General features: G+C 70.6%; 20 protein-coding genes. 8 read left to right on the top strand and 12 right to left on the bottom strand.

Annotated elements, in window-relative coordinates:
* Positions 1 to 150: 150 nt before the first annotated feature.
* From ACZ4TR_RS26535 to ACZ4TR_RS26515, 5 genes are all read right to left on the bottom strand, one after another.
* Complete coding sequence (locus ACZ4TR_RS26535; protein WP_465289476.1) at positions 151 to 717, bottom strand: FKBP-type peptidyl-prolyl cis-trans isomerase; 567 nt, start codon at positions 715 to 717, stop codon at positions 151 to 153.
* Between the two features lie 10 nt (positions 718 to 727).
* A complete protein-coding gene (locus ACZ4TR_RS26530) occupies positions 728 to 2971 on the bottom strand; it encodes a HelD family protein (protein WP_465289475.1) in 2244 nt (747 codons plus the stop codon).
* 62 nt (positions 2972 to 3033) lie between these two features.
* The gene (locus tag ACZ4TR_RS26525) at positions 3034 to 3666 is read right to left on the bottom strand and encodes a hypothetical protein (RefSeq protein ID WP_465289474.1); all 633 of its coding nucleotides are present in this window, start codon (positions 3664 to 3666) and stop codon (positions 3034 to 3036) included.
* The gene (locus tag ACZ4TR_RS26520) at positions 3663 to 4064 is read right to left on the bottom strand and encodes a hypothetical protein (protein ID WP_465289473.1); all 402 of its coding nucleotides are present in this window, start codon (positions 4062 to 4064) and stop codon (positions 3663 to 3665) included. Before ACZ4TR_RS26520 ends, ACZ4TR_RS26525 begins: the two co-directional genes overlap by 4 nt.
* Before the next feature lie 11 nt (positions 4065 to 4075).
* Positions 4076 to 5056: a heme o synthase gene (locus ACZ4TR_RS26515; RefSeq protein ID WP_465289472.1), complete on the bottom strand. Its 981-nt coding sequence runs from the start codon at positions 5054 to 5056 to the stop codon at positions 4076 to 4078.
* A gap of 295 nt (positions 5057 to 5351) precedes the next feature.
* On the opposite strand from ACZ4TR_RS26515, the gene tkt reads away from it, so the two are divergent.
* From tkt to pgl, 6 genes are read left to right on the top strand one after another with little or no spacing between them, the layout of a single operon-like run.
* Positions 5352 to 7463 carry a transketolase gene (gene tkt / locus ACZ4TR_RS26510; protein ID WP_465289471.1) on the top strand — a complete coding sequence of 704 codons (2112 nt, stop codon included), beginning with the start codon at positions 5352 to 5354 and terminating at the stop codon, positions 7461 to 7463.
* Between the two features lie 14 nt (positions 7464 to 7477).
* A complete protein-coding gene (tal, locus tag ACZ4TR_RS26505; protein ID WP_465289470.1) occupies positions 7478 to 8590 on the top strand; it encodes a transaldolase in 1113 nt (370 codons plus the stop codon).
* Positions 8591 to 8598: 8 nt separating this feature from the next.
* Positions 8599 to 10221, top strand: a complete 1623-nt coding sequence (locus ACZ4TR_RS26500) for a glucose-6-phosphate isomerase (protein ID WP_465289469.1) — start codon at positions 8599 to 8601, stop codon at positions 10219 to 10221.
* Positions 10218 to 11741, top strand: a complete 1524-nt coding sequence (zwf, locus tag ACZ4TR_RS26495; protein WP_364517467.1) for a glucose-6-phosphate dehydrogenase — start codon at positions 10218 to 10220, stop codon at positions 11739 to 11741. The genes ACZ4TR_RS26500 and zwf overlap by 4 nt, the downstream gene beginning before the upstream one ends.
* A complete protein-coding gene (gene opcA, locus ACZ4TR_RS26490) occupies positions 11738 to 12739 on the top strand; it encodes a glucose-6-phosphate dehydrogenase assembly protein OpcA (RefSeq protein ID WP_465289468.1) in 1002 nt (333 codons plus the stop codon). Before zwf ends, opcA begins: the two co-directional genes overlap by 4 nt.
* Positions 12736 to 13515 carry a 6-phosphogluconolactonase gene (pgl, locus tag ACZ4TR_RS26485; protein WP_465289467.1) on the top strand — a complete coding sequence of 260 codons (780 nt, stop codon included), beginning with the start codon at positions 12736 to 12738 and terminating at the stop codon, positions 13513 to 13515. Before opcA ends, pgl begins: the two co-directional genes overlap by 4 nt.
* 86 nt (positions 13516 to 13601) lie before the next feature.
* Here the strand turns inward: pgl and ACZ4TR_RS26480 are convergent, their stop codons facing one another.
* The gene (locus tag ACZ4TR_RS26480) at positions 13602 to 14165 is read right to left on the bottom strand and encodes a TetR/AcrR family transcriptional regulator (protein WP_465289466.1); all 564 of its coding nucleotides are present in this window, start codon (positions 14163 to 14165) and stop codon (positions 13602 to 13604) included.
* Between the two features lie 126 nt (positions 14166 to 14291).
* Here ACZ4TR_RS26480 and ACZ4TR_RS26475 point away from each other — a divergent pair, with 126 nt between their 5' ends.
* On the top strand, positions 14292 to 15383 hold the full coding sequence (locus tag ACZ4TR_RS26475) for an FAD-dependent oxidoreductase (protein WP_465289465.1): 1092 nt from the start codon (positions 14292 to 14294) through the stop codon (positions 15381 to 15383).
* Positions 15384 to 15674: 291 nt separating this feature from the next.
* Positions 15675 to 16874 (top strand): sensor histidine kinase, encoded by a 1200-nt coding sequence (locus tag ACZ4TR_RS26470; protein WP_465289464.1) that lies wholly within the window; start codon positions 15675 to 15677, stop codon positions 16872 to 16874.
* 449 nt (positions 16875 to 17323) lie between these two features.
* On the opposite strand, the gene ACZ4TR_RS26465 is transcribed toward ACZ4TR_RS26470, so the two are convergent.
* The 6 genes from ACZ4TR_RS26465 to ACZ4TR_RS26440 all read right to left on the bottom strand — a co-directional run bounded on the left by ACZ4TR_RS26465 (position 17324) and on the right by ACZ4TR_RS26440 (position 22708).
* Positions 17324 to 17668 (bottom strand): RNA polymerase-binding protein RbpA, encoded by a 345-nt coding sequence (locus tag ACZ4TR_RS26465; RefSeq protein WP_086671261.1) that lies wholly within the window; start codon positions 17666 to 17668, stop codon positions 17324 to 17326.
* A 107-nt stretch (positions 17669 to 17775) separates the two neighbouring features.
* Positions 17776 to 18006 carry a preprotein translocase subunit SecG gene (gene secG / locus ACZ4TR_RS26460; protein ID WP_086845181.1) on the bottom strand — a complete coding sequence of 77 codons (231 nt, stop codon included), beginning with the start codon at positions 18004 to 18006 and terminating at the stop codon, positions 17776 to 17778.
* A gap of 127 nt (positions 18007 to 18133) precedes the next feature.
* A complete protein-coding gene (gene tpiA / locus ACZ4TR_RS26455) occupies positions 18134 to 18919 on the bottom strand; it encodes a triose-phosphate isomerase (RefSeq protein WP_465289463.1) in 786 nt (261 codons plus the stop codon).
* Positions 18919 to 20133, bottom strand: a complete 1215-nt coding sequence (locus tag ACZ4TR_RS26450; RefSeq protein ID WP_465289462.1) for a phosphoglycerate kinase — start codon at positions 20131 to 20133, stop codon at positions 18919 to 18921. The genes tpiA and ACZ4TR_RS26450 overlap by 1 nt, the downstream gene beginning before the upstream one ends.
* A gap of 5 nt (positions 20134 to 20138) precedes the next feature.
* Positions 20139 to 21143: a type I glyceraldehyde-3-phosphate dehydrogenase gene (gene gap / locus ACZ4TR_RS26445; RefSeq protein ID WP_465289461.1), complete on the bottom strand. Its 1005-nt coding sequence runs from the start codon at positions 21141 to 21143 to the stop codon at positions 20139 to 20141.
* Positions 21144 to 21529: 386 nt separating this feature from the next.
* On the bottom strand, positions 21530 to 22708 hold the full coding sequence (locus tag ACZ4TR_RS26440) for a winged helix DNA-binding domain-containing protein (RefSeq protein ID WP_465289460.1): 1179 nt from the start codon (positions 22706 to 22708) through the stop codon (positions 21530 to 21532).
* Positions 22709 to 22713: the final 5 nt, after the last annotated feature.

The raw sequence follows: 22713 nt of genomic DNA, 5'->3' as shown, positions 1-22713 counted from the left end.
GGGGGTCCTGTCGTGAAACGGGGACAGAACTTGCCCCCTCCGGCCATCCGGGTCGGTTGCGCCCCGCTGTTTCTTTCGGCCCGCCAGACACACCAACCGCCACATTGGGTGCGTGGGACGCAACCAACGCCACATTGGGGCGCTGGGGGCTCAGCCCTTGTCGGCCGGGACCGAAACGGCGTCGGTGACGAAGACCAGCGTCTCGTTCGGCTGGATGCCGCGGCCGCCCTGGCCGTAGGCGAGGTCCGGCGGGATGATCAACAGGCGGCGGCCACCCTGCTTGATGCCCTCCAGGCCCTTGTCCCAGCCCGGGATGACCTCACCGGCGCCCAGGTTCAGGTCGAACGTCTCACCGCGGTCGTACGAGTTGTCCAGGACCTTCTTGTCCGACCACGTCACCAGCAGGTAGTTCATCTTCAGCTGCTGGCCGGCCTTCGCGCCGCCGCCGGTGCCCGCGGACAGGTCCTTGGTGATCAGCTTCTTCGGCGGGTCACAGGAGTCCGGGATGGTGATTTCGGGCTTTTCGCCGAACTTCCCCGTCGTCTTGATGTCGTCCGCCGTGCACTCGCGGCCCTTGCTCTGGGTGGCCTGGGCGGCGTCGGACGACGGGACGGGCGGGCCAGCCGGGGCCGCCGTCTGGGGTTTGGCGTCCTGGCCGCACGCGGCCAGCGACAGCGCCGCCGCGGCGACGACCACGATCTTCCCGATCTTCTGCATGCCGGGCACCCTAGCCAAGCACGGAGAGTGCCGGGACGTCGTCACCCGTGGCGACCACGCCGAGCCGCCGCGTAGCGCGGGTCAGGGCGACGTACAGGTCGTTGAGCCCGCGCGGCGAGCCCGCCACGACCTCGTCCGGCGCGACCAGCACCACAGAGTCGAACTCCAGGCCCTTCGCCCGCTCGACCGTCAGCACGCTCAGCCGCTCGTCGTGCTCCGAAAGCCACGACGACACCTCGTCGAACCGCTGGGCGGGCACCAGGACCGCCACCGTGCCACCGTCCACTTCGGACAGCTCGCGCGCCACCAGCCCGGGCAGCTCCCCGGCCAGGGAAGCCGGCCGCGCCGACCACGGCGGCACCCCGGTCTCCCGCACCGAAGACGGCGCCGACAACGCCGGGTCGACCTCGGCGAGCACCCGGGCCGCGACCGCCATGATCTCGGCGGGCGTGCGGTAGTTCACGGTCAGCTGCTCGAGCCGCCACCGGTCCGCGACGTACGGCGAGAGCGCCTCGCCCCACGACCGCGCGCCACCGGCCGCGCCGGTCTGCGCGACGTCCCCGACCAGCGTCATCGACCGGTTCGGCGAGCGGCGCATGAGCAGCCGCCAGTCCATCGCCGACAGCTCCTGGGCCTCGTCGACGATCACGTGCCCGAACGTCCAGGTCCGGTCCTGCGCGGCGCGCTGGGCGGCGGTCAGCTCGCTGCGCGCCACCTGGCGCTCGGCGAACAGCTCGGCGTCGAGGACGTCGGAGACGCGCAGCAGCTCTTCGTCGATGATCTCCTCGTCCTGCTCGAGGATGTCGAGCACGCCCTCGGCGTACGCGCGGTCCTCGCGCTCACGGCGTTTGCGCTCGACGCGGGCTTCGGTGTCGTCGACGCCGATCAGCTCGGCCAGCTCGTCGAGCAGCGGCACGTCGGCCGGCGTCCACTTCGTGTCGCGACCGCTCTCGAGCAGCGCGCGGTCTTCCTCCGAAAGGAGCTTCCGGGCCGCGCGGAAGAGCCGTTCGCGGTCGGCGAACAGGTCGTCGAGCACGCCTTCCGGGGTCAGCACGGGCCAGAGCTCGTTCAACGCCGCCGCGACGTTCTCGTCCGCGGCCAGCTCGGCACGGATGTCGGCGAGGTCCTGGCCGTCGAGGAGGTCCTCCCCCAGCTTGCGGGCGGCCTGGCGGGTCAGCGCGTCGAGGACGTCGGAGACGAACAGGCGCCGCGCCGGGTTGTGCGGGCGCCGCGAGCGGCGGGCGCGGGTCCGGGCGTCCGTGCAGGTCTTGCGGTCGAGTTTGAGGACGTCGTGCTCGTAGTCGATCTCCAGGACCGGTTCGGGCACGCGCTGGCGGTCGCGGACGGCGTTGGCGAGCACGTCGGCCATCACCAGCCGGCCCTTCACCTCGGTGGTCTCGCGCGGCTCGACGCCGTCGGCGTCCAGGCCCGGGTAGAGCTGCCCGATCGTGGCGAGCAGCACGCCGGTCTCGCCGAGCGACGGCAGCACCTGGCCGATGTAGCGCAGGAACGTGCTGTTCGGCCCGACGACGAGCACGCCGCGGGTGGTGAGCTGCTGGCGGTGCGTGTAGAGCAGGTAGGCCGCGCGGTGCAGCGCGACGGCGGTCTTGCCGGTACCCGGGCCGCCCTGCACGACCATGACGCCGCCCAGCGGGGCGCGGATGATGCGGTCCTGCTCGGCCTGGATGGTGGCGACGATGTCGCTCATCTCACCGGTGCGCCGCTGTTCGAGCGCGGCCAGCAGCGCGGCCTCGCCGGCCAGCCCCAGGTCCTGGCCCTGGTCGGTGGCGGTGAGGTCGAGGATTTCGTCGTCGAAGCCGGTGACCTTGCGGGTCAGCGACCGCAGGTGCCGGCGCCGGCGCACCCCTTCGGGCGACGCCGCGGTGGCGAGGTAGAAGGGCCGCGCGACGGGCGCCCGCCAGTCGACGAGCAGCGGCTTGTAGTCGTCGTCCTCGTCGAACAGCCCGAGCCGGCCGATGTAGGTGGTCTCTTCGGCGTTCTCGGGGACGAAGTCGAGCCGCCCGAAGGCGAGGCCCTGCTCGACGGAGCCGAGCTGGGCGAGCCGGTCGGTGTAGAGGGTGGTGGCGACGTCGCGTTCGGTGCGGGCCTGCGGGGTGCCGCCGGTCTGGCGAAGGGTCTCGTCGAGGCGCCGCTGAGCCTCGACGCGTTCGGCGTCGAGCTTCGCGTAGAGGGTGGTGACGTAAGCCTGCTCGCGGGCGAGCTCGGCGGTGAAGCCGTCCGAGGACACGGACAAGAGGATCCTGCTTTCGCCTCAAGGAAAAGGGCCAGCCAAGTTTAACGGCGAGGGCCGCGCGATCATTCCGGAGCGAGGTCGCAGTACGGGTGGACCTCGGCGCGGACCACGGGCCGGAGGGTGGCCGGCAGTTCCCGGTCCCCCGGTGCGCACGACACGCTCTCCGGGGGCAGCAGGTCGCTGCCGCCGATCGCGCCGCTGGTGGTGCGGTAGAGCACCGCCGCTCCCCGGCTCGTCAGTGCCCGGCAGTTCGCCGAGTGGTAGCGCACGCCGCCCGGGACGACGGTGGCGGTCACCGGCGTGTAGCCGCCGAGTGACTCCGGGGCCAGCCAGACGACCGGGCCGAACGTCACCCGTCCGGCGCCCGCGACCGCGGTGCGCCGGCCGGGCGCGAGCAGCGGTACCTCGGCGCGCGTCGATCCGGCGGCCACCGGGATCCGGTAGGCGAACTGGGTGCTGGTGTTCTCGAGCACGACCCCGGCCCCCTGCTCGACGACGCGGAGCCCACCGCCACCGGGAGCGGCGTCGGCCGCGCCCGGGACCGCGGTGATCCGGGACGGGATGGCGCAGGCGGTACCGAGCAGCTCGTTCGTGTCGAGCGACACCCTGCCGCGGGCGAGGAAGGCCAGGAGGCCGAGGACCACGACGGCCGCCAGCGCCACGACCACCCGGTCCTTGCTCAGGCGCGGCATCACGGCGTGTCCGGGCTGGTCACCTTGTACACGTCGCCGGCCTGACCGTAGTAAGACCCCGCCACCACGTAGACCATGGTCCGCGAGCCTGACTGCCAGTACGTGCGCATCTCGTCCGGGTCGGCCGGGTAGGGCACCTCGGTCAGCGCCACGCCGCGGCGGGCGAGCACGGCGTCGACCTCGTCGAATCGCACCGGATCGGGGAAAGCTCCGTAACGGTCGCGGATCACGCCGTTGACCGTCGAAGGGTCGCGGTACCGGAGCCGGTGCGCCTGCACCGAGAAGTGGGTCCCCGCCCACGGCTCGCGGCCGCTGCCTCGCTGCCAGAAGAACTCGACCAGGCCGTGGTCGCGTCCCAGGGAGTGCTTCGACGGGTTGTCGCCGTAGTCGTCGCCGAACAACTCCGCCGGGCTCAGAACGGGAGGCCGAGGGTGGGCAGGCCGATGGCCGAGTCGACCGCCAGCGCCACGAACACGATCATCAGGTACGTGTTGGACCGGTGGAACAGCGCCATCGGCTTCGTCTCTTCGCCGCGCCGCACCGCGGCCTGCAGGCTGTGCGCGTAGAAGAGGAACCAGCCGCCCGCCAGGATGGCGAACGTGCCGTACAGCCAGGACGTCACCGGGAGCAGCAGCAGCGTCCACGCCACCATCACCCACGAGTAGATGACGATCTGCTTGGCGACGTGCTGGGCGGTGGCGACGACCGGCAGCATCGGGACGCCCGCGCGCTCGTAGTCGTCGCGGTACTTCATGCCCAGCGCCCACGTGTGCGGCGGAGTCCAGAAGAAGATGACGCCGAACATCACGAACGCCGGCCACTGCACGGTGCCGGTGACGGCGGCCCAGCCGATGACGACCGGCATGCAGCCCGCCGCGCCGCCCCAGACCACGTTCTGTGACGTCCGCCGCTTGAGCCCGAGCGTGTAGACGAAGATGTAGAAGAGGATCGTCGCGACCGCCAGGATCGCCGACAGCATGTTGACCGTGAAATAGAGCACCACGGCCGACGCGACGCCCATGACCAAGCCGAAGATCAGCGCGCCGCGCCGGGGCACGGAGTCCTTCACCAGCGGACGGCGCTTCGTGCGGTTCATCACCTTGTCGATGTCCGCGTCGATCACGCAGTTGAGCGCGTTCGCGCTGCCCGCGGCCATCGTCCCGCCGACCAGCGTGGCCAGGACCAGCCACGGCGACGGGATCTGACGGCCGGCGAGGAACATCGCCGGGATGGTGGTGACCAGCAGGAGCTCGATCACCCGCGGTTTCGCCAATGCGGCGTAGGCGCCGACGACCCGGCGGATGCTTCGCCGGTCACCGTGCGGTCGATCACCGGTCGGGTGCACGGCGCTGGTGTCGTCACTGCGTCCGTGCGCAGCGTTCACCAACGACATTTCACTCCCTGCGTCAGGTTCGGGCGGGCGAGTCCGGGTAGGCAGTGGGGGTGCCGCGCAAACCTGCCGAACTGAACCCTCGAACGATGTTAGACGTGGTGAATCCCGTGGGTGATCGCGGGTCGGAAACGGGTCCAAGCACTAGGCTGGCCGCGACGGGCCGCGATTGCCCCTGCGCAGGGTCGCGAGCAGGAATATCGTCCCTTCGGGATCGATTGAGATAGATGACCCCGCGCACGGGTAACCGGAACGTGGAAGACCAGCCGCAACCATCATGACCGGGAGTTGGAGTTCAGTGTCCGAAACCGCCCCTACCAGCGAGAACAACCCACTCCTGCGGCGCAACGTGCCCGCCGACTGGACCGACACCGACACCCGCGCCGTGGACACCGTCCGGGTGCTCGCCGCGGACGCGGTCGAGAACTGTGGCAGTGGCCACCCCGGTACCGCGATGAGCCTGGCGCCGCTGGCCTACACGCTGTTCCAGCGCACGCTGCGCCACGACCCGAACGACCAGAACTGGCCGGGCCGCGACCGCTTCGTGCTGTCGGCCGGGCACAGCAGCCTGACCCTCTACATCCAGCTGTTCCTCGCCGGCTACGGCCTCGAGCTCGAGGACCTCAAGCAGCTGCGCAAGTGGGGCTCGAAGACCCCGGGTCACCCGGAGTACCGGCACACCGACGGTGTCGAGACCACCACCGGCCCGCTGGGCCAGGGCCTGGCGAACGCCGTGGGCATGGCGATGGCCGCCCGCCGCGAGCGCGGCCTGCTCGACCCGGACGCGGCGCCCGGCGAAAGCATCTTCGACCACTTCATCTACGCGATCGCCTCCGACGGCGACATCGAAGAGGGCGTCACCTCCGAGGCCTCGTCCATCGCGGGCCGCCAGGAGCTGGGCAACCTGATCGTCTTCTGGGACGACAACAAGATCTCCATCGAGGACGACACGAACATCGCCCTCTCGGAGGACACGGTCGCGCGCTACGAGGCCTACGGGTGGCACACCCAGGTCGTCGAGGGCGGCGAAGACGTCGTCGCGATCGAAGAGGCCATCAAGAACGCGAAGGCCGAGACCGGCCGGCCGTCGTTCATCGCGGTGAAGACCGTGATCGGCTACCCCGCGCCGAAGAAGATGGGCACCGGCAAGGCGCACGGCGCCGCGCTGGGCGGCGAAGAGGTCGCCGCGGTCAAGAAGATCCTGGGCTTCGACCCGGAGCAGTCGTTCCAGGTCGAGGACGACGTCCTCAAGCACACCCGCCAGGCGCTCGAGCGCGGCAAGACCGCCCACGCCGAATGGCAGGAGAAGTACGAGGCGTGGGGCAAGGCCAACCCGGAGCGCAAGAAGATCGGCGACCGGATGGCCACCCGCACGCTGCCCGAGGGCTTCGCCGACAACCTGCCGCACTGGGAGCCGGACCCCAAGGGCGTCGCGACCCGCAAGGCCTCCGGCGAGGTGCTCAACGCCCTCGCCGACCCGCTGCCGGAGCTGTGGGGCGGCTCGGCCGACCTGGCCGAGAGCAACAACACCACGATGAAGGGCGCCGACTCGTTCGGTCCCGAGAAGGCCGCCACCGACATGTGGCAGGCCAACCCGTACGGCCGGACGCTGCACTTCGGCATCCGCGAGCACGCCATGGGCTCGATCCTCAACGGGATCGCGCTGCACGGCGGCACCCGCCCGTACGGCGCGACGTTCCTCATCTTCTCCGACTACATGCGCCCGCCGGTCCGGCTGGCCGCGCTGATGAAGGCGCCGGTCACCTACGTCTGGACGCACGACTCGATCGGCCTCGGCGAGGACGGGCCGACGCACCAGCCGATCGAGCAGCTCTCCGCGCTGCGCGCGATCCCGGGCCTCAACGTCGTCCGCCCGGCGGACGCCAACGAGACCGCGTACGCGTGGAAGGCCGTGCTGGAGGACATCCACCACCCGTCCGGCCTGGCGCTCACCCGCCAGAACGTGCCGGTGCTCGAGGGCACCAGCGCCGAGGGCGTCGCCAAGGGCGGGTACGTCCTGGCTGACGTGGATGACGCTGCCGGGACGCCGGACGTGATCCTGATCGCCACCGGGTCCGAGGTCCAGCTCGCCGTCGAGGCGAAGAAGACCCTCGAGGCCGACGGCGTCAAGGCGCGCGTCGTCTCGATGCCGTGCGTCGAGTGGTTCGACGCGCAGGACGCGGCCTACCGCGAATCCGTCATCCCGGCCGGGGTGAAGGCCCGCGTGTCCGTCGAGGCGGGCATCGCCCAGTCGTGGCACCGCTTCACCGGTGACGCCGGGGTGAACGTTTCGATCGAGCACTTCGGCGCCTCCGCCGATGCCGCCACACTGTTCCGTGAGTTCGGGTTCACCACGGAAGCAGTCGTCGAGGCGGCCCGCCGCTCGATCCAGAACACCAAGAATTCCTGAAGGGGATGACAGTAATGAGCAACGACAAGCTCGCCGCGCTGTCCGAAGCCGGTGTTTCGATCTGGCTCGACGACCTCTCGCGCGAACGCCTCAACACGGGCAACCTCGCGGACCTGATCCGCGACAAGCACGTCGTCGGCGTGACGACCAACCCGACGATCTTCGCCAACGCGATGTCCAAGGGTGACGCCTACGACGAGCGCACCCGGGAGCTCGCGGCCCAGGGCGCCGACGTCGAGGCGACCATCCGGGACCTGACGACGACCGATGTGCGCAACGCCGCGGACCTGTTCCGCGACGTCTACAACGCCACCAACGGCGTCGACGGCCGCGTCTCCATCGAGGTCGACCCGCGCCTGGCCAAGGACACCGACAAGACGGTGGCCGAGGCCAAGGACCTGTGGAAGACCGTGGACCGGCCGAACGTGCTGATCAAGATCCCGGCCACCGAAGAGGGCCTGCCGGCGATCACCGCCACCCTGGCCGAAGGCATCAGCGTGAACGTCACGCTGATCTTCTCCGTCGAGCGCTACAAGAAGGTCATCGAAGCCTTCTTCGCCGGCCTCGAGCAGGCGAAGGCCAACGGCCACGACCTGCGCGGCATCCACTCGGTCGCGTCCTTCTTCGTGTCCCGAGTGGACACCGAGATCGACAAGCGCCTGGAAGCCATCGGCACCGACGAGGCCAAGGCGCTGCGCGGCAAGGCCGCCGTCGCCAACGCGCGGCTCGCCTACGCGGCCTTCGAGGAGCTGTTCGCTTCGGACCGCTGGAAGGCCCTCGCGGCCGACGGCGCCCACGCGCAGCGCCCGCTGTGGGCCTCGACCGGCGTGAAGAACCCGGATTACTCCCCGACGCTGTACGTCGACGACCTGGTCGTCAAGAACACCGTCAACACGATGCCGGAGAAGACCCTCGACGCGGTGGCGGAGCACGCCGACCTCCAGGGCGACCGGGTCAGCGGCCACGGCAAGGACGCGCAGCAGGTCTTCGACCAGCTCGAGGCCGTCGGCATCGACATCCGCGACGTCTTCCTCACGCTGGAGAACGAAGGCGTCGAGAAGTTCGAGAAGTCCTGGACCGAGCTGCTCGAGACCGTCAACGGCCAGCTCGAAAAGGCGAAGGGCTGACGCACGAGATGACGACAGGCGAAAAGACCGGCGTCGAGATCGTCGACGCCGAACTGGCGGGCCGCGCCGCGCCGCTGGCCGAGCGGCTGGTCGCCGACCAGGCCGCTTCGAAGCTGGCGGCGCAGGACGCGACGCTCTGGGGAGCCGACGCCGAGTCCGAAGCGTCGATCCGGCTGTCCTGGACGACGCTGCACAAGTCGTCCCGGCCGCTGATCGGCGAGATCGAAGCGCTGCGGACCGAACTGCGCTCCGAGGGCGTCGACCGGGTCGTGCTGGCCGGCATGGGCGGCTCATCGCTGGCGCCGGAGGTGATCACCGCCACCGATGGCGTCGCGCTGACCGTGCTCGACACCACCGACCCCGGCCAGGTCGCCGACGCATTGGCCGGTGACCTCGAGCGCACGGTGATCGTGGTGTCGTCGAAGTCGGGCGGCACCGTCGAGACCGACAGCCACCGGCGGATCTTCGCGAAGGCCTTCACCGACGCGGGGATCGACGCGGCACGGCGGATCGTGGTCGTCACCGACCCCGGCTCGCCGTTCCAGGAACTGTCCGAAAAGGAGGGTTACCGCAAGACCTTCCTCGCCGACCCGCACGTCGGCGGCCGCTACTCGGCGCTGACCGCGTTCGGGCTCGTCCCGGCCGGCCTCGCCGGCGCGGACGTCGCCCGGCTGCTCGACCAGGCCGCCTCGGCGGCCGACGAGCTCGGCGCCGACGACACGGCCAACCCGGCGGTCAAGCTGGCCGCCGCGTGGGCCGCCGCCCACGAAGGCGGCGCCGAGAAGGTCGTGCTGGCCGACTCCGGTTCCGGCATCAAGGGCTTCCCGGACTGGGCGGAGCAGCTGATCGCGGAGTCGACCGGCAAGCAGGGCACCGGACTGCTGCCGGTCGCGGTCGAGAGCACGGAAGCGCCCGGCTTCGCCGACGCGAAGTCCGACGCCACCCCGGTCGCGGTCGGCAGCCCGCGGGGCGCCGCGAAGATCGCCGTCACCGGCTCGCTCGGCGCGCAGCTCCTGCTCTGGGAGTTCGCGACGGCGCTGGCCGGCCGGCTGCTCGGGATCAACCCGTTCGACCAGCCCGACGTCGAGACGGCGAAGAAGGCGGCGCGTGCGCTGCTGGACGACCCGGAGAAGCTCAAGGGCGGCGAAACGGCGTCCAATGTGGACGGCGCGGTCGAGATCTTCGGCAGCGACGGCGTGTCCACGGACGGCAGTCTGACCGACGTGCTCCGCGCGTTCTTCGCTTCGGCGCCGGACGCAGGCTACATCGCGGTGCAGGCCTACCTCGACCGCCTCGACGACGCGTCGACCGCGCTGCTGCGCGGCGAGATCGCCAAGCGCACCGGGAAGCAGACGACGTTCGGCTGGGGACCGCGGTTCCTGCACTCCACCGGCCAGTACCACAAGGGCGGGCACCAGAACGGCGTGTTCCTGCAGCTCACCGGCGCCGTCGAGGAGGACCTCGACGTGCCCGAGCGGCCGTACACGCTGGGTCAGCTGCAGCACGCCCAGGCCCTCGGTGACGGCCAGGTGCTCGCCGAGCACGGCCGCCCGGTGCTGCGCCTGCACCTGACCGACCGGGCCGCCGGGCTCGCGGCGGTCGTCCGTGCGGTACAGGAGGTGAGCGCATGACCTGGACCAACCCGCTGCGTGATCCGCGGGACAAGCGGCTCCCGCGCATCGCCGGGCCGTCCAGCCTGGTGATCTTCGGGGTCACCGGCGACCTGGCCCGCAAGAAGCTGATGCCCGCCATCTACGACCTGGCCAACCGCGGGCTGCTGCCCGCCGGCTTCTCACTCGTCGGCTTCGCCCGGCGCGACTGGGAGCACCAGGACTTCGGCGAGCTCGTGCACGATTCGGTCAAGGAGCACGCCCGGACGCCGTTCAAGGAGTCGGTGTGGAACCGGCTCGCCGAAGGCATCCGGTTCGTGCAGGGCACCTTCGACGACGACAACGCCTTCGACCGGCTCGCCGAGACCGTCCGCGAGCTCGACAAGGAACGCGGCACGGGCGGCAACACCGCGTTCTACCTGTCGATCCCGCCCGGCGCGTTCCCGGTCGTGACCAAGCAGCTGGCCCGCTCGGGACTGGCGAACGCCGACGAGAAGACGTGGCGGCGCGTCGTCATCGAGAAGCCCTTCGGGCACGACCTCAAGAGCGCCGAAGAGCTGAACGCGATCGTCAACGACGTCTTCCCCGAGGAGTCGGTGTTCCGCATCGACCACTACCTCGGCAAGGAGACGGTCCAGAACATCCTGGCGCTGCGCTTCGCGAACCAGCTGTTCGAGCCGATCTGGAACGCCAACTACGTCGACCACGTGCAGATCACCATGGCCGAGGACATCGGCCTCGGCGGCCGCGCGGGGTACTACGACGGCATCGGCGCGGCCCGCGACGTCATCCAGAACCACCTGCTGCAGCTGCTCGCCTTCACCGCGATGGAAGAGCCGCTGTCGTTCGACCCGCGGGCCCTGCGCGCGGAGAAGATCAAGGTGCTCTCGGGCACCAAGCCGCTCGGGCCGCTGGACAAGACCACCGCGCGCGGCCAGTACGCGGGCGGCTGGCAGGGCGGCACGAAGGTGCCCGGCCTGCTGCAGGAAGAGGGTTTCGCGAAGGACTCGAAGACCGAGACCTACGCCGCGGTGACCCTGGAGGTGCAGAGCCGCCGGTGGGCCGGGGTGCCGTTCTACCTGCGCACCGGCAAGCGGCTCGGCCGCCGCGTCACCGAGATCGCCATCGTGTTCAAGCGGGCGCCGCACCTGCCGTTCGACTCGACCTCGACCGAGGAGCTGGGACAGAACGCCCTGGTCATCCGGGTCCAGCCGGACGAGGGCATCACGCTGCGGTTCGGCTCGAAGGTGCCGGGGACCACGATGGAGGTCCGCGACGTCACGATGGACTTCGGCTACGGGCACGCGTTCACCGAGTCCTCCCCCGAGGCCTACGAACGCCTGATCCTCGACGTCCTGCTCGGCGAGCCGTCGCTGTTCCCGGTCAACGAAGAGGTCGAGCTCTCCTGGAAGATCCTCGACCCGATCCTGGCGCACTGGGCCAAGGAAGGCTCGCCGGAGCAGTACCCGCCGGGCACCTGGGGCCCGCCGTCCGCCGACGAAATGCTGGAGCGCACCGGCCGGAAATGGAGGCGCCCGTGATCATCGACCTGCCGTCCACCACGACTTCGGCTCTGAACAAGAAGCTGGTGGAGATCCGCGAACAGGGCGGGCAAGTAGCCCTCGGCCGGGTCCTGACGCTGGTGATCGTGGCCGACGACGACGCCAACCTCGAAGAGGCCATCGAAGCGGCCAACGGCGCGAGCCGCGAGCACCCGTCGCGGGTGATCGTGGTCGCCAAGGGCGCGCGCACCGCGGCGCCGCGGATCGACGGCCAGATCCGGGTCGGCGGCGACGCCGGCGCGAGCGAGGTCATCGTGCTGCGGCTCTACGGCCCGCTGGCCGCCCAGGGCCAGAGCGCGGTGGTGCCGCTGCTGCTGCCGGACGCGCCGATCGTCACCTGGTGGCCCGGAGCGGGCCCGAAGGACCCGGACAAGGACCCGCTCGGCGAGCTGGCCCAGCGCCGGATCACCGACTCGGCCGCGGAGAAGAGCCCGGTCAAGGCGTTGACCACGCGGGCGAAGGCCTACGCGGCGGGCGACACCGACCTGGCCTGGACCCGGCTGACGCACTGGCGGGCCCAGCTCGTCTCGGCGCTGGACCTGCCGCCGTACGAGAAGGTCACCGGGGCGACCGTGACCGGCGAGGCCGATTCGCCGTCGACCGAGCTGCTGGCCGCCTGGCTGGCCGAGTACCTGAAGGTGCCGGTCAAGCGGGTCAAGAGCTCGGGGGCGGCCGGGATCATCTCGGTCACCCTGGAGCGCCGCTCGGGCGCGGTTGAGCTGCACCGGCCGGACGGGCGCGTCGGCACGCTGACCCAGCCGGGTCAGCCGACCCGGCGGATCGCCCTGCAGCGGCGCAGCACCCAGGACTGCCTGGTCGAGGAGCTGCGCCGGCTCGACCCGGACGAGGTCTACGAGGCTTCGCTGCACGGCCTGCACAAGATCACGTCCGGCACGAACGGCAAGACGGGCGCGCCGGCCAAGGCCGACGTCACCTCGCCCGCCGCCGCGGCGGTTTCTGCGAAGGCTCGTAAATGAGCAAGACGGAAGTGGTCGTCTACGCGAACCAGGACCTGCTGGCGGCCGCGGCGGCCGCCAGGCTGGTCACGCGGCTGGTGGACGTCCAGGCGGCCAAGGGATCGGCATCACTGGTGCTGACCGGCGGCGGCACGGGCATCGCGGTGCTCTCGGAGCTGCGGGCATCGTCGGCCCGGGACGCGATCGACTGGTCGCGCCTGGACATCTACTGGGGCGACGAGCGGTTCGTCCCGGCGGATTCGGACGAGCGGAACGAGAAGCAGGCCCGCGAGGCCTTGCTGGACCACGTCCCGCTCGACCCGAAGCGCATCCACGCGATGGCGCCATCGGACGGCGAGTTCGGCTCCGACGTGGACGCGGCGGCCGCGGCGTACGCCTCGGTGCTGGCGTCTCAGGCGGGCCCGGAGGACCACGGCGACGTGCCGTCGTTCGACATCATGCTGCTCGGCCTGGGCGGCGAGGGCCACACGGCATCGGTGTTCCCGGAGTCCCCGGCGGTGTACGAGACCGAGCGGTCGGTGGTGGCGGTGCGCAACTGCCCCAAGCCACCGCCGACGCGGGTTTCGCTGACGCTGCCGGCGATCCGGCGGGCTCGGGACGTGTGGTTGATGACTGCCGGGTCCGCGAAGGCGGATGCGGTGGCGTTGGCTTTGTCCGGGGCTGGTGAAGTCCAGTTGCCGGTGGCCGGGGCGCGCGGACATCGGCGGACGCTGTGGCTGCTGGACCGCGCTGCGGCCGGGAAGCTGACGAAGGTTTACCAGCCGCCTACGGCTTAGGTTCGGTTGTCCGTGAAGGCCTCCTTGCCGGCTCTTATAGCCGGTAAGGAGGCCTTCACGGCTTTTCGGGCTTCGGGGCTGGCGCCCTACTTCGTGCGCCAGCCACGGCCCAGGTTTCCGAAAATCTCCTCCGCCGCCCGGCGGGGGTTCGCCGCACCCACGATCAGCTCCCGCGACGCCAGCGCGAACCGCGCCAGCGCCGCGCACGACACGTCGCCCTCCGGGGCTCCCGTCTCCTCCGCGATCGCCCGGGCGAGCGCCGTCTCGTGGCGCATCCACATCCGGCGGGCGTAGTCGCGCAGGACCGGGGTGCTCTCGATCAGCCGCAGGAACTCGTCGCTCGGGCCGCCGTCGGCGCTGTCGCGCAGCATGTGCTCGCGCAGCGCGTCCACGATCGTGTGACCCGGTGGCCTGCCGCGCACCGCGAGGACCAGCGCCGCCTCGATGTCGTCCTCCTGGTCGAACAGCAGCGCCTCTTTGCTGGGGAAGTACTTGAACAACGTCGTCACCGAGACGTCGGCGGCGTCCGCGACGTCCTTCACCCCGACCTCGTCGTAGCCGCGTTCGAGGAACAGCTCCAGCGCGGCGTCGGCCAGCGCCTGCCGGGTCTGCGCCTTCTTGCGCTCGCGGCGCCCGATCACTTCGGTCATGCCCCTCAGCCTACGTGATGGTGCACTCACTTCAAAAGTTAAGTCATTGCACTTTCTGAGTCACTGTGCTTTTCTGGCTCCAGGCCGCCGGACCAGCCGGCGGCACCGAACTTCCAGGGGGAAGTCATGAACTCCATCGCCATCGTCGGCGCCGGCCTGGGCGGCCTCGCCTGCGCCCGCGTCCTGCAGCTCCACGGCCTCGACGTCACCGTCTTCGAGCAGGAAGCCTCGGCCGACGCCCGGACCCAGGGCGGGTCCCTCGACCTGCACGGCGACACCGGCCAGGTCGCCCTCCGCACCGCCGGCCTCCACGACGAGTTCCGCGAGCTCGCCCGCCCCGAAGGCCAGCAGATGCGCGCGCTCGACCCGCACAGCGCCGAAGTCGTCATGGACGAGGTCCCCGCGGAAGGCGACGACTTCCGCCCCGAGATCGACCGCGGCCAGCTCCGCGGCCTCCTCCTCGGCTCACTGGAGCCCGGCACCGTCCGGTGGGGCCGGCCGATCGCCGACGTCACCACGTCCGGGCAGCTGACCTTCACCGACGGCACGACCAGCGGCTTCGACCTGGTCGTCGGCGCGGACGGTGCGTGGTCCCGCGTCCGCCAGGCCCTCACCGGCGTCCGGCCCGAGTACAGCGGGGTCACGTTCGTCGAGCTCGGCCTCGACGACGCCGACCGCCGCCACCCGGACCTGGCCGCGCTGACCGGCCAGGGAATGATGATGAGCAAGATCGACGGGCGGGCGCTCGTCGCGCAGCGCAACAGCAACGGCCACATCCGCTGCTACGCCATCTTCTACGCACCCGAAGACTGGGCGACCGACCTCGACTTCGCCGACACCGCGGCGGTGCGCGCGCACCTGCTGGAGCGCTTCGCCGGCTGGCACCCGAGCCTGCTCGGGTTCCTGCGCGACCTCGACGGCGGGTTCACGCACCGGCCGTTGCACGTCCTCCCGGTGCCGCACGCCTGGACCCACACGCCCCGGCTCACGCTGCTCGGCGACGCGGCCCACCTGATGCCGCCGCTGGGCGTCGGCGCGAACCTGGCCCTGCTGGACGGCACCGAGCTCGCGACCGCACTGGCCACCGCGCCGAGCGTCGGCGAAGCCGTCCGGACCTACGAGGCCGGGATGCTGCCGCGGTCGATCGAGACGGCCAAAGCCTGCGTCGGCGGCCTGCACGACCTGCTCAGCGACGACCTCAGGTCGATGGCGGCCTGACGACCTACCGCCGGACGCCCACACGTGGGTAACATGATTCCCACGATGTGGTCGTCCCGGTGCACAGCGGGGAGCAGCGCTCCCACTCTCGGTAGCACCCCTCCGTGGCTATCGCCCGGACGGAGCAGTCGACTACGGAAATCGGACGCCGGAACTCCGACAACGGGTGAAACTTACCGTCTTTCTACGCGACCTCGTTAGCATCCGCACATTTGTCCGTTGCTACGCGTCCCGATCGGGCCCTGAGCACCTCTCACCACCAAGTCCACAAGACGAATGGGGTCGCCAGCGATGAGTACAGAGGGACTCTCGATTCCGGGCATCTCGATCGCCGGCTCGGGGCCATCGGCCGCCGAGCGGGTGCGCAAGCGCGGGCTGAGCCTGTTCGGCTCGGTGCCCCGGCCCGCCGTGGTCACGTTCGCCATCGAGGCGGCCGCGGTCATCCTGGCCGTCCTCGACGTCTGGCTGGTGATCCCCGAGAAGGCCCAGCCGTATTCGATCTGGCTCTCCGGCGCCGCGTGCCTCGCGGTGGTGTTCCGCCGGAAGTTCCCGTTCCTCGCCGTGCTCGTCGCGGTCCCCGGCTTCCTGGCCGGCTGGGCGCAGCTCGCGTCGATGATCACGCTCGGCATGCTCGCCACCCGCCGCCAGCTGCACTGGCAGGTCTGGGTCGGCGCGGCGCTGGTGTGGTGCTGCCGGTTCGTGCAGTGGCCGTTGGAGGACTTCGCCGAGCTCAGCTGGCGCGAACACATCCTCGACGGCATCTACGGCGTGCTCGTCGCGGGCATGCCGATCGCGATCGGCCTGCTCATCGGAGCGCGGTCCGAGGTTTCGAACAAGCTCGCCGAGCTGGCCACGAGCCGCGACCGCGAGCGCCGCTTCCACGCCGACGCCGTCCGCGCCGAGGAGCGCGCCCGGCTGGCGCGCGAGATGCACGACGTCGTCTCGCACCAGATCACGCTGATCGCGATGCAGGCCGGCGCGCTGCAGGTCCAGACCACCGACCACCACGCGCAGGAGACCGCGCAGGTCATCCGCACGCTTTCGAAGCGGACCCTCGAGGAGCTGCGTTCCCTGCTGAGCGTGCTGCGCGCGGGCGCGGACGACGACGGCCCGCGCCCCGGGATCAACGACCTCGACCGGCTGATCCGGACGTCGGAGGTCCCGGTGCACCTGTCGGTGGAGCACCTGCCGGAGGCGCTGCCGAACCAGGTGTCGGCGGCGGCGTACCGGACGGTGCAGGAGTGCCTGACGAACGTCCACAAGCACGCCCCGGGCGCGACGGCGACGATCCGCATCCAGGGTGAGCACGGCGCGCTCAAGATCGAGGTCCGCAACGAGCGCGCGAGCCGGCCCGGCGAAGGCCTGCCATCCGGAGGCCACGGCCTCACGGGCCTCGCCGAGCGGGCGCGCCTGCTGGGCGGCAGCTTCGAGACGTCGGGGATGGAGGACGGCGGCTTCCGGGTCCGGGCCCGGTACCCGCTGGACCGCTGAGGGCGGCCGTCCGGCCCCCGGTATCCATTTTACCGGCGGCGACCGACGATTTCGGATTCTCAGGAGCCGCGAACGGCGGATTCCGGGCTGTGACGGCCGGAATCCGCCGTTCGCGGCTTTCTTTGTCCGGAACTGTCGGTGTTCTCCCGTAGCGTGGAAAACGGGGGGCTGCTCAGCCGTGGGAAGGCGCGAACGCCTCCGCGAAAAGGCTATGCGCACACTCCGGCAGGCGGCTCGCGTACCTCGAGGGCAACTCACGTACCTGGAGGGTCGGCTCACGTACCCAGGAGGTCGACTCGCGTGTCTGGAGGGTCGGCTCGCGTGATGGGGAGGTCGGCTCGCGTGATTGGAGCGTCGACTCGGCGGCGGCCTGGAACCTGGGTCGGGCTGGCGGAAAGCGCGAAAAGCCACCCCGGGGTTCCCGGGGTGGCTTTTCGGCCGGCGAACGCTTAGATGATCTCCCGGCGCTGGCGCAGGCGCTCGAGGGCTTCGGCCAGGATGGCCTCGCCGTCGGCGTCGCTGCGTCGCTCCTTCACGTACGCCAGGTGCGTCTTGTACGGCTCGGTCCGTGGTGCGGCCGGCGGGTTCTTCTCGTCCTGCCCACCCGGAAGCCCGCAGCGGGGGCAGTCCCACTCGTCGGGGATCTCCGCGTCGAGCGCGAACGACGGCCGGGCTTCGTGGCCGTTGGCGCACCAGTAGCCGACCCGGCGCCGTGGCGCCGATTCACCTCGCTCGGATTCGCCCGTAGGACCGGCACCCACCCTGGTGCCTCGAATCGCGTTACCGCCAACCATGAATCCTCACACCTAGGAATCGGCGGCGCGCCCCCCAATAGGCACGCCGAATCGCTGCGCCCTGCCGTCGTGACCCGGTCGCGATCGACGGTGGGGCGCCGGACGCCTCACACCTTGAGCAGCAGACCCAGGCCCACGATGCTGATCAGCCAGACCGCGCCCAGCAGCAGGGTGATGCGGTCGAGGTTCTTCTCGGCCACGCTCGACCCCGCCAGGCTCGACTGCATCCCGCCGCCGAACAGCGACGACAGGCCACCACCCCGGCCCCGGTGCAGCAGCACCGCGACCACCAGGAAGACACTGGTGACGATCAACAGGATTTGCAGGAACAGCTTCATGTCATCCCTTGGGCTCTAGGTGAATGCAGGGGTACGGCATGGTCGTTTCCGACCACCACCGTACCCCTGGACTCGTCCACTGCTGTGTGACGGACCGGATACACAGGTTACCCGGTCGTGGCCTCGATCAGGGCAGCGGCCCGCCCGCGGCGAGTGCACAGAGTTTCGTGAACTCCTCGCCGTCGAGGCTCGCTCCGCCGACCAGGGCACCGTCGATGTTCTCGCAGCCCACCAGCTCGCTGATGTTGCCCGATTTGACCGATCCCCCGTAGAGCACCCGGACGGACGAAGCGATGTCGTCGCCGTACTTCTCCTGGAGGGTGGCCCGGATGGCCTTGCAGACCTCTTCGGCGTCGGCCGAGGAGGCGACCTTGCCGGTGCCGATCGCCCAGACCGGCTCGTACGCGACGACCACGTCCTTGACCTGTTCGGCCTTGAGGCCCTTCAGGCCCTCGATCAGCTGCGTCGTGGTGTGGTGGATGTGCTCGCCGGCCTCGCGGACCTCGAGCTTCTCCCCGATGCAGAGGATCGGCGTGATGCCGTGCTTGAGCGCGGCCTTGACCTTCTTGTTGACCAGCTCGTCGGTCTCGGCGTGGTACTCGCGCCGCTCCGAGTGCCCGACGGTGACGAACTTGCAGCCCAGCTTCGCCAGCATCAGGCCCGAGATGTCACCGGTGTAGGCGCCGGAGTCCTGCGGCGCGATGTCCTGGGCGCCGTAGGTGAGCGACAGCTTGTCGCCGTCGACCAGGGTCTGCACGCTGCGGATATCGGTGAACGGCGGCAGCACCGCCACGTCGACCTTCGCGTAGTACTTCTCCGGCAGCGCGAAGGCGATCTTCTGGACGAGCGCGATCGCCTCGAGGTGGTTCTGGTTCATCTTCCAGTTGCCGGCGATGAACGGCTTGCGTGCCACTAGTTCTTCTCCTCCAGGGCGCTCACGCCCGGCAGTTCCTTGCCTTCGAGGTACTCGAGCGAGGCCCCGCCTCCGGTGGAGATGTGCGAAAAGCCGTCCTCGGGCAGGCCGAGCTGACGGACGGCCGCCGCGGAGTCGCCGCCGCCGACCACGGTGAACGCGTCGCTCTTCACGAGCGCCTCCGCGACGGCCCGGGTGCCGCCGGAGAAGGCCTCGAACTCGAACACGCCCATCGGGCCGTTCCAGAACACCGTCCGCGCGTCGGCGAGCTTGCTCGCGAACAGCTCGCGGGTGCGCGGGCCGATGTCGAGGCCCTCGCGGTCGGCCGGGATGGCGGTGGCGTCGACGACCTCGTGCTCGGCGTCGGCCGCGAAGCCCGTCGCGGCCAGGACGTCCACCGGCAGCACCAGTTCGACGCCGCGCTTCTCGGCCTCGGCCAGGAAGCCCTTCACCTGGTCGAGCTGGTCGGCCTGCAGCAGCGAGTTGCCGACCTCGTGGCCCTGGGCCTTGAGGAACGTGTACGCCATGCCGCCGCCGATGAGCAGCCGGTCGACCTTGGTCAGCAGGTTCGCGATGACGCCGAGCTTGTCGGACACCTTCGCGCCGCCGAGCACGACCACGTACGGCCGCTGGACGTCGTCGGTCAGCTTCTTCAGCACGTCCAGCTCGGCCAGCACCAGGCCGCCCGCGTACGCCGGGAGCACCGAAGCCACCTCGTAGACCGAGGCCTGCTTGCGGTGGACGACGCCGAAGCCGTCGGAAACGAACGCGCCGCCGGGGACGAGCGCGCCCAGCTCGGCGGCCAGCTCGGAGCGGTCCGCGGCGTCCTTGCTGGTCTCGCGCGCGTCGAAGCGCACGTTCTCGAGCAGCACGACACCGCCGTCGGCCAGGCCGCCGGTCAGCGCCTTCGCGGACTCGCCCACCAGGTCACCGGCCAGCGCGACCTCGGCGCCGAGCAGCTCGGAGAGCCGCTTCGCGACGGGCGCGAGGGTGTACTTCGGGTCCGGCTCGCCCTTCGGGCGGCCGAGGTGCGCGGTGACGACGATCTTCGCGCCCGCGTCGGCGAGCTTCTTGATCGTCGGCAGGGCCGCGCGGACCCGGCCGTCGTCGGTGATGCGATCCCCGTCGAGCGGGACGTTCAGGTCGGAACGCACGAGTACGTAGCGGCCCTGAACGCCCTCGCCCAGCAGGTCGTCGAGGTTCTTGACGCTCATCTGGTTCAGGACAGCTTCGAACCGACGAGGGTGACCAGGTCGGCGAGGCGGTTGGAGTAGCCCCACTCGTTGTCGTACCAGCCGACGACCTTGACCTGGTTGCCGATGACCTTGGTCAGCGGCGCGTCGTAGATGCAGGACGCCGGGTCGGTGACGATGTCGGCCGACACGATCGGGTCGTCCGAGTAGCGCAGGATGCCCGCGAGCGGGCCCTCGGCGGCGGCCTTGTAGGCGGCGTTGATCTCCTCGACCGTGGCGGCCTTGGAGAGCGTCACGGTGAGGTCGGTGGCCGAGCCGGTCGGGATCGGGACGCGCAGCGCGTAGCCGTCCAGCTTGCCCTGCAGCTCCGGCAGGACGAGGCCGATGGCCTTGGCGGCGCCGGTCGAGGTCGGGACGACGTTCAGGGCGGCGGCGCGGGCGCGGCGCAGGTCCTTGTGCGGGGCATCCTGCAGGTTCTGGTCCTGCGTGTAGGCGTGGACCGTGGTCATCAGGCCCTGCTCGATGCCGAAGGCGTCGTGGAGGACCTTGGCCAGCGGGCCGAGGCAGTTGGTGGTGCAGGACGCGTTCGAGATGATGACCTGCGAGCCGTCGTACTTGTCGTCGTTGACGCCGAGGACGACGGTCAGGTCCTCGCCCTTGGCGGGCGCGGAGATGATGACCTTCTTGGCACCGCCGGCGATGTGCGCCTTGGCGGCGTCGGCGTTGGTGAAGAAGCCGGTGGACTCGAGGACGACGTCCACGCCCAGCTCGCCCCAGGGCAGGTTGGCCGGGTCGCGCTCGGCGAGGGCCTTGATGGTCTTGCCGTCGACGACGATGCCCTCGTCGCTGACGCTGACCTCACCCGGGAACCGGCCCAGGATGGAGTCGTACTTCAGCAAGTGGGCCATGGTGGCGACGTCGCCGAGGTCGTTGAAGGCCACGACCTCGATGTCCTGGCCGCTGGCCTGCACGGCGCGGAAGAAGTTGCGGCCGATGCGGCCGAAGCCGTTGACACCTACGCGAACGGTCACTGCTGCCACTCCTCTGAGGATCGGCCGGGAGGCCCGGCCGTGACTTGCGGGCTCGCGGTCACCCTAGCGTGCGGGCATGCGCGTCCCTGACTGCCCTGACGAGACTTCCACCACTTGGCGAACGGGTCAAGAATCGATTAAGAAGCCGGGGCCGGAAACGGGACCGGGTTCACGTGATCGACACCTGGACCACGACGGACCGGCGAGGCCCGCGATCCTCCTGTTTCCGCTGGGAGGACCGGGTACGCCCGAGGGTTCGAGTGGCGACGTCGGCGAGCCACTGGAACGGTTCAGTGGATCTCCCGGAACCGGGGCTTCCACGGGGGTCTCCGCGCAAGCCTGCGGGCGGTACGTGAGGTCGATGACTCGACCGATCCAGTGACGGCTCATCCCGTCAGTTCCCGCTCCAGCGGCGTGCGGAACCGCGGCACCGCCCGGACCTCGCCGTACCACCCGGCGCAGCGCTCCACCTCCGCCTCGATCAGGGCCGATGACTCGCTCCCGACGTCCTCCAGCAGCCGGAACGCGATCTCCCCCGACGCGCGCTGGGCCCAGCCGCCGACGACGCGGCCGCTCAGCCAGACCGTCGGGCCGATGTTGCCGCTGCGGTCGAACAGCGCCGCGCGGTGCGGGCCGAGGAACCAGTCGCGGTCCTGCCAGCCCATCGGAGTCGGGTCCAGCGCGGGCAGGAAGGCCACCCACGGCGGCGGCGACGGCACCGGCTCGAGGTCGTCCGGCAGCACCACTCCCGGCACGCCGTCGAGGTCGACCTCCGCCGGCTTCACCACAGCCAGGGCCTTCTTCGTCTGGCTCGCCGTCCAGCCCGTCCACCACCGCAGGTCCGAGACCGGCGCCGGGCCGTACGCGCGCAGCCACCTCCGCGCCAGCTCGGCCCGCGCGTCCTCCGCGTCCCACGCCGGCAATCCGGGTACCCACTCGTCCAGGGGATGCCAGACGTACTGGGTGCTGATCCAGCTCCCGCGCGGACGCCCGCGGACGATCCGGCCGCCCGCCGCGAGCAGGAACAGCACCCGGCTGGTGACGTTCCCGATCGCCTCGTACGGCTTTCCCGCCGCCATCAGCAGCTGCTGCCGCAACCGGGGCTCGTCCTCGCTGAGCTGCTGCGCCGTCGCCGAACCCCGGGCCCGCAGCGCCGCTTCGACCGACGCTTCGACGTCCCGCAGCCAGTTCGCGGGCTCCGGCACGTTCTCCGGGTGCCCCTGCTGACCCAGGTGCTGCTCCAGGAGCTTCCGCTGCTTGACTTCGATGTCCGCGGAACAGGCGGCCTGCACGAGCGCCGCCGTGTCCAGCCCGGTGACGAAGACCGTGCGGCGCATGCCCAGCAGCCGCAGCAGGGTGCGTTCTTCGTACAAGGCCCGTTCCACCGCGGCGATCGCCGGGGAAGCGAGCCTCGCGCACGCCGAAAGGTGGACGGTCGCCGGGTCGGTGGCGTGCAGGGCGACGACCCCGGCGACGGCGTCTTCCACTGTGGCCGCGGGCGCGGCCAGGTGGTGCCGGACGGCGAGGCGGGCCCGGCGGTGCTGGGTGCTGATCTTCGGAGGCACCCGCT

It is taken from the genome of Amycolatopsis sp. NPDC028719, assembly GCF_055565395.1.
The sequence above is the reverse complement of the archived record's forward strand: the minus strand, read 5'-3'. Positions and strand labels throughout refer to the sequence as shown.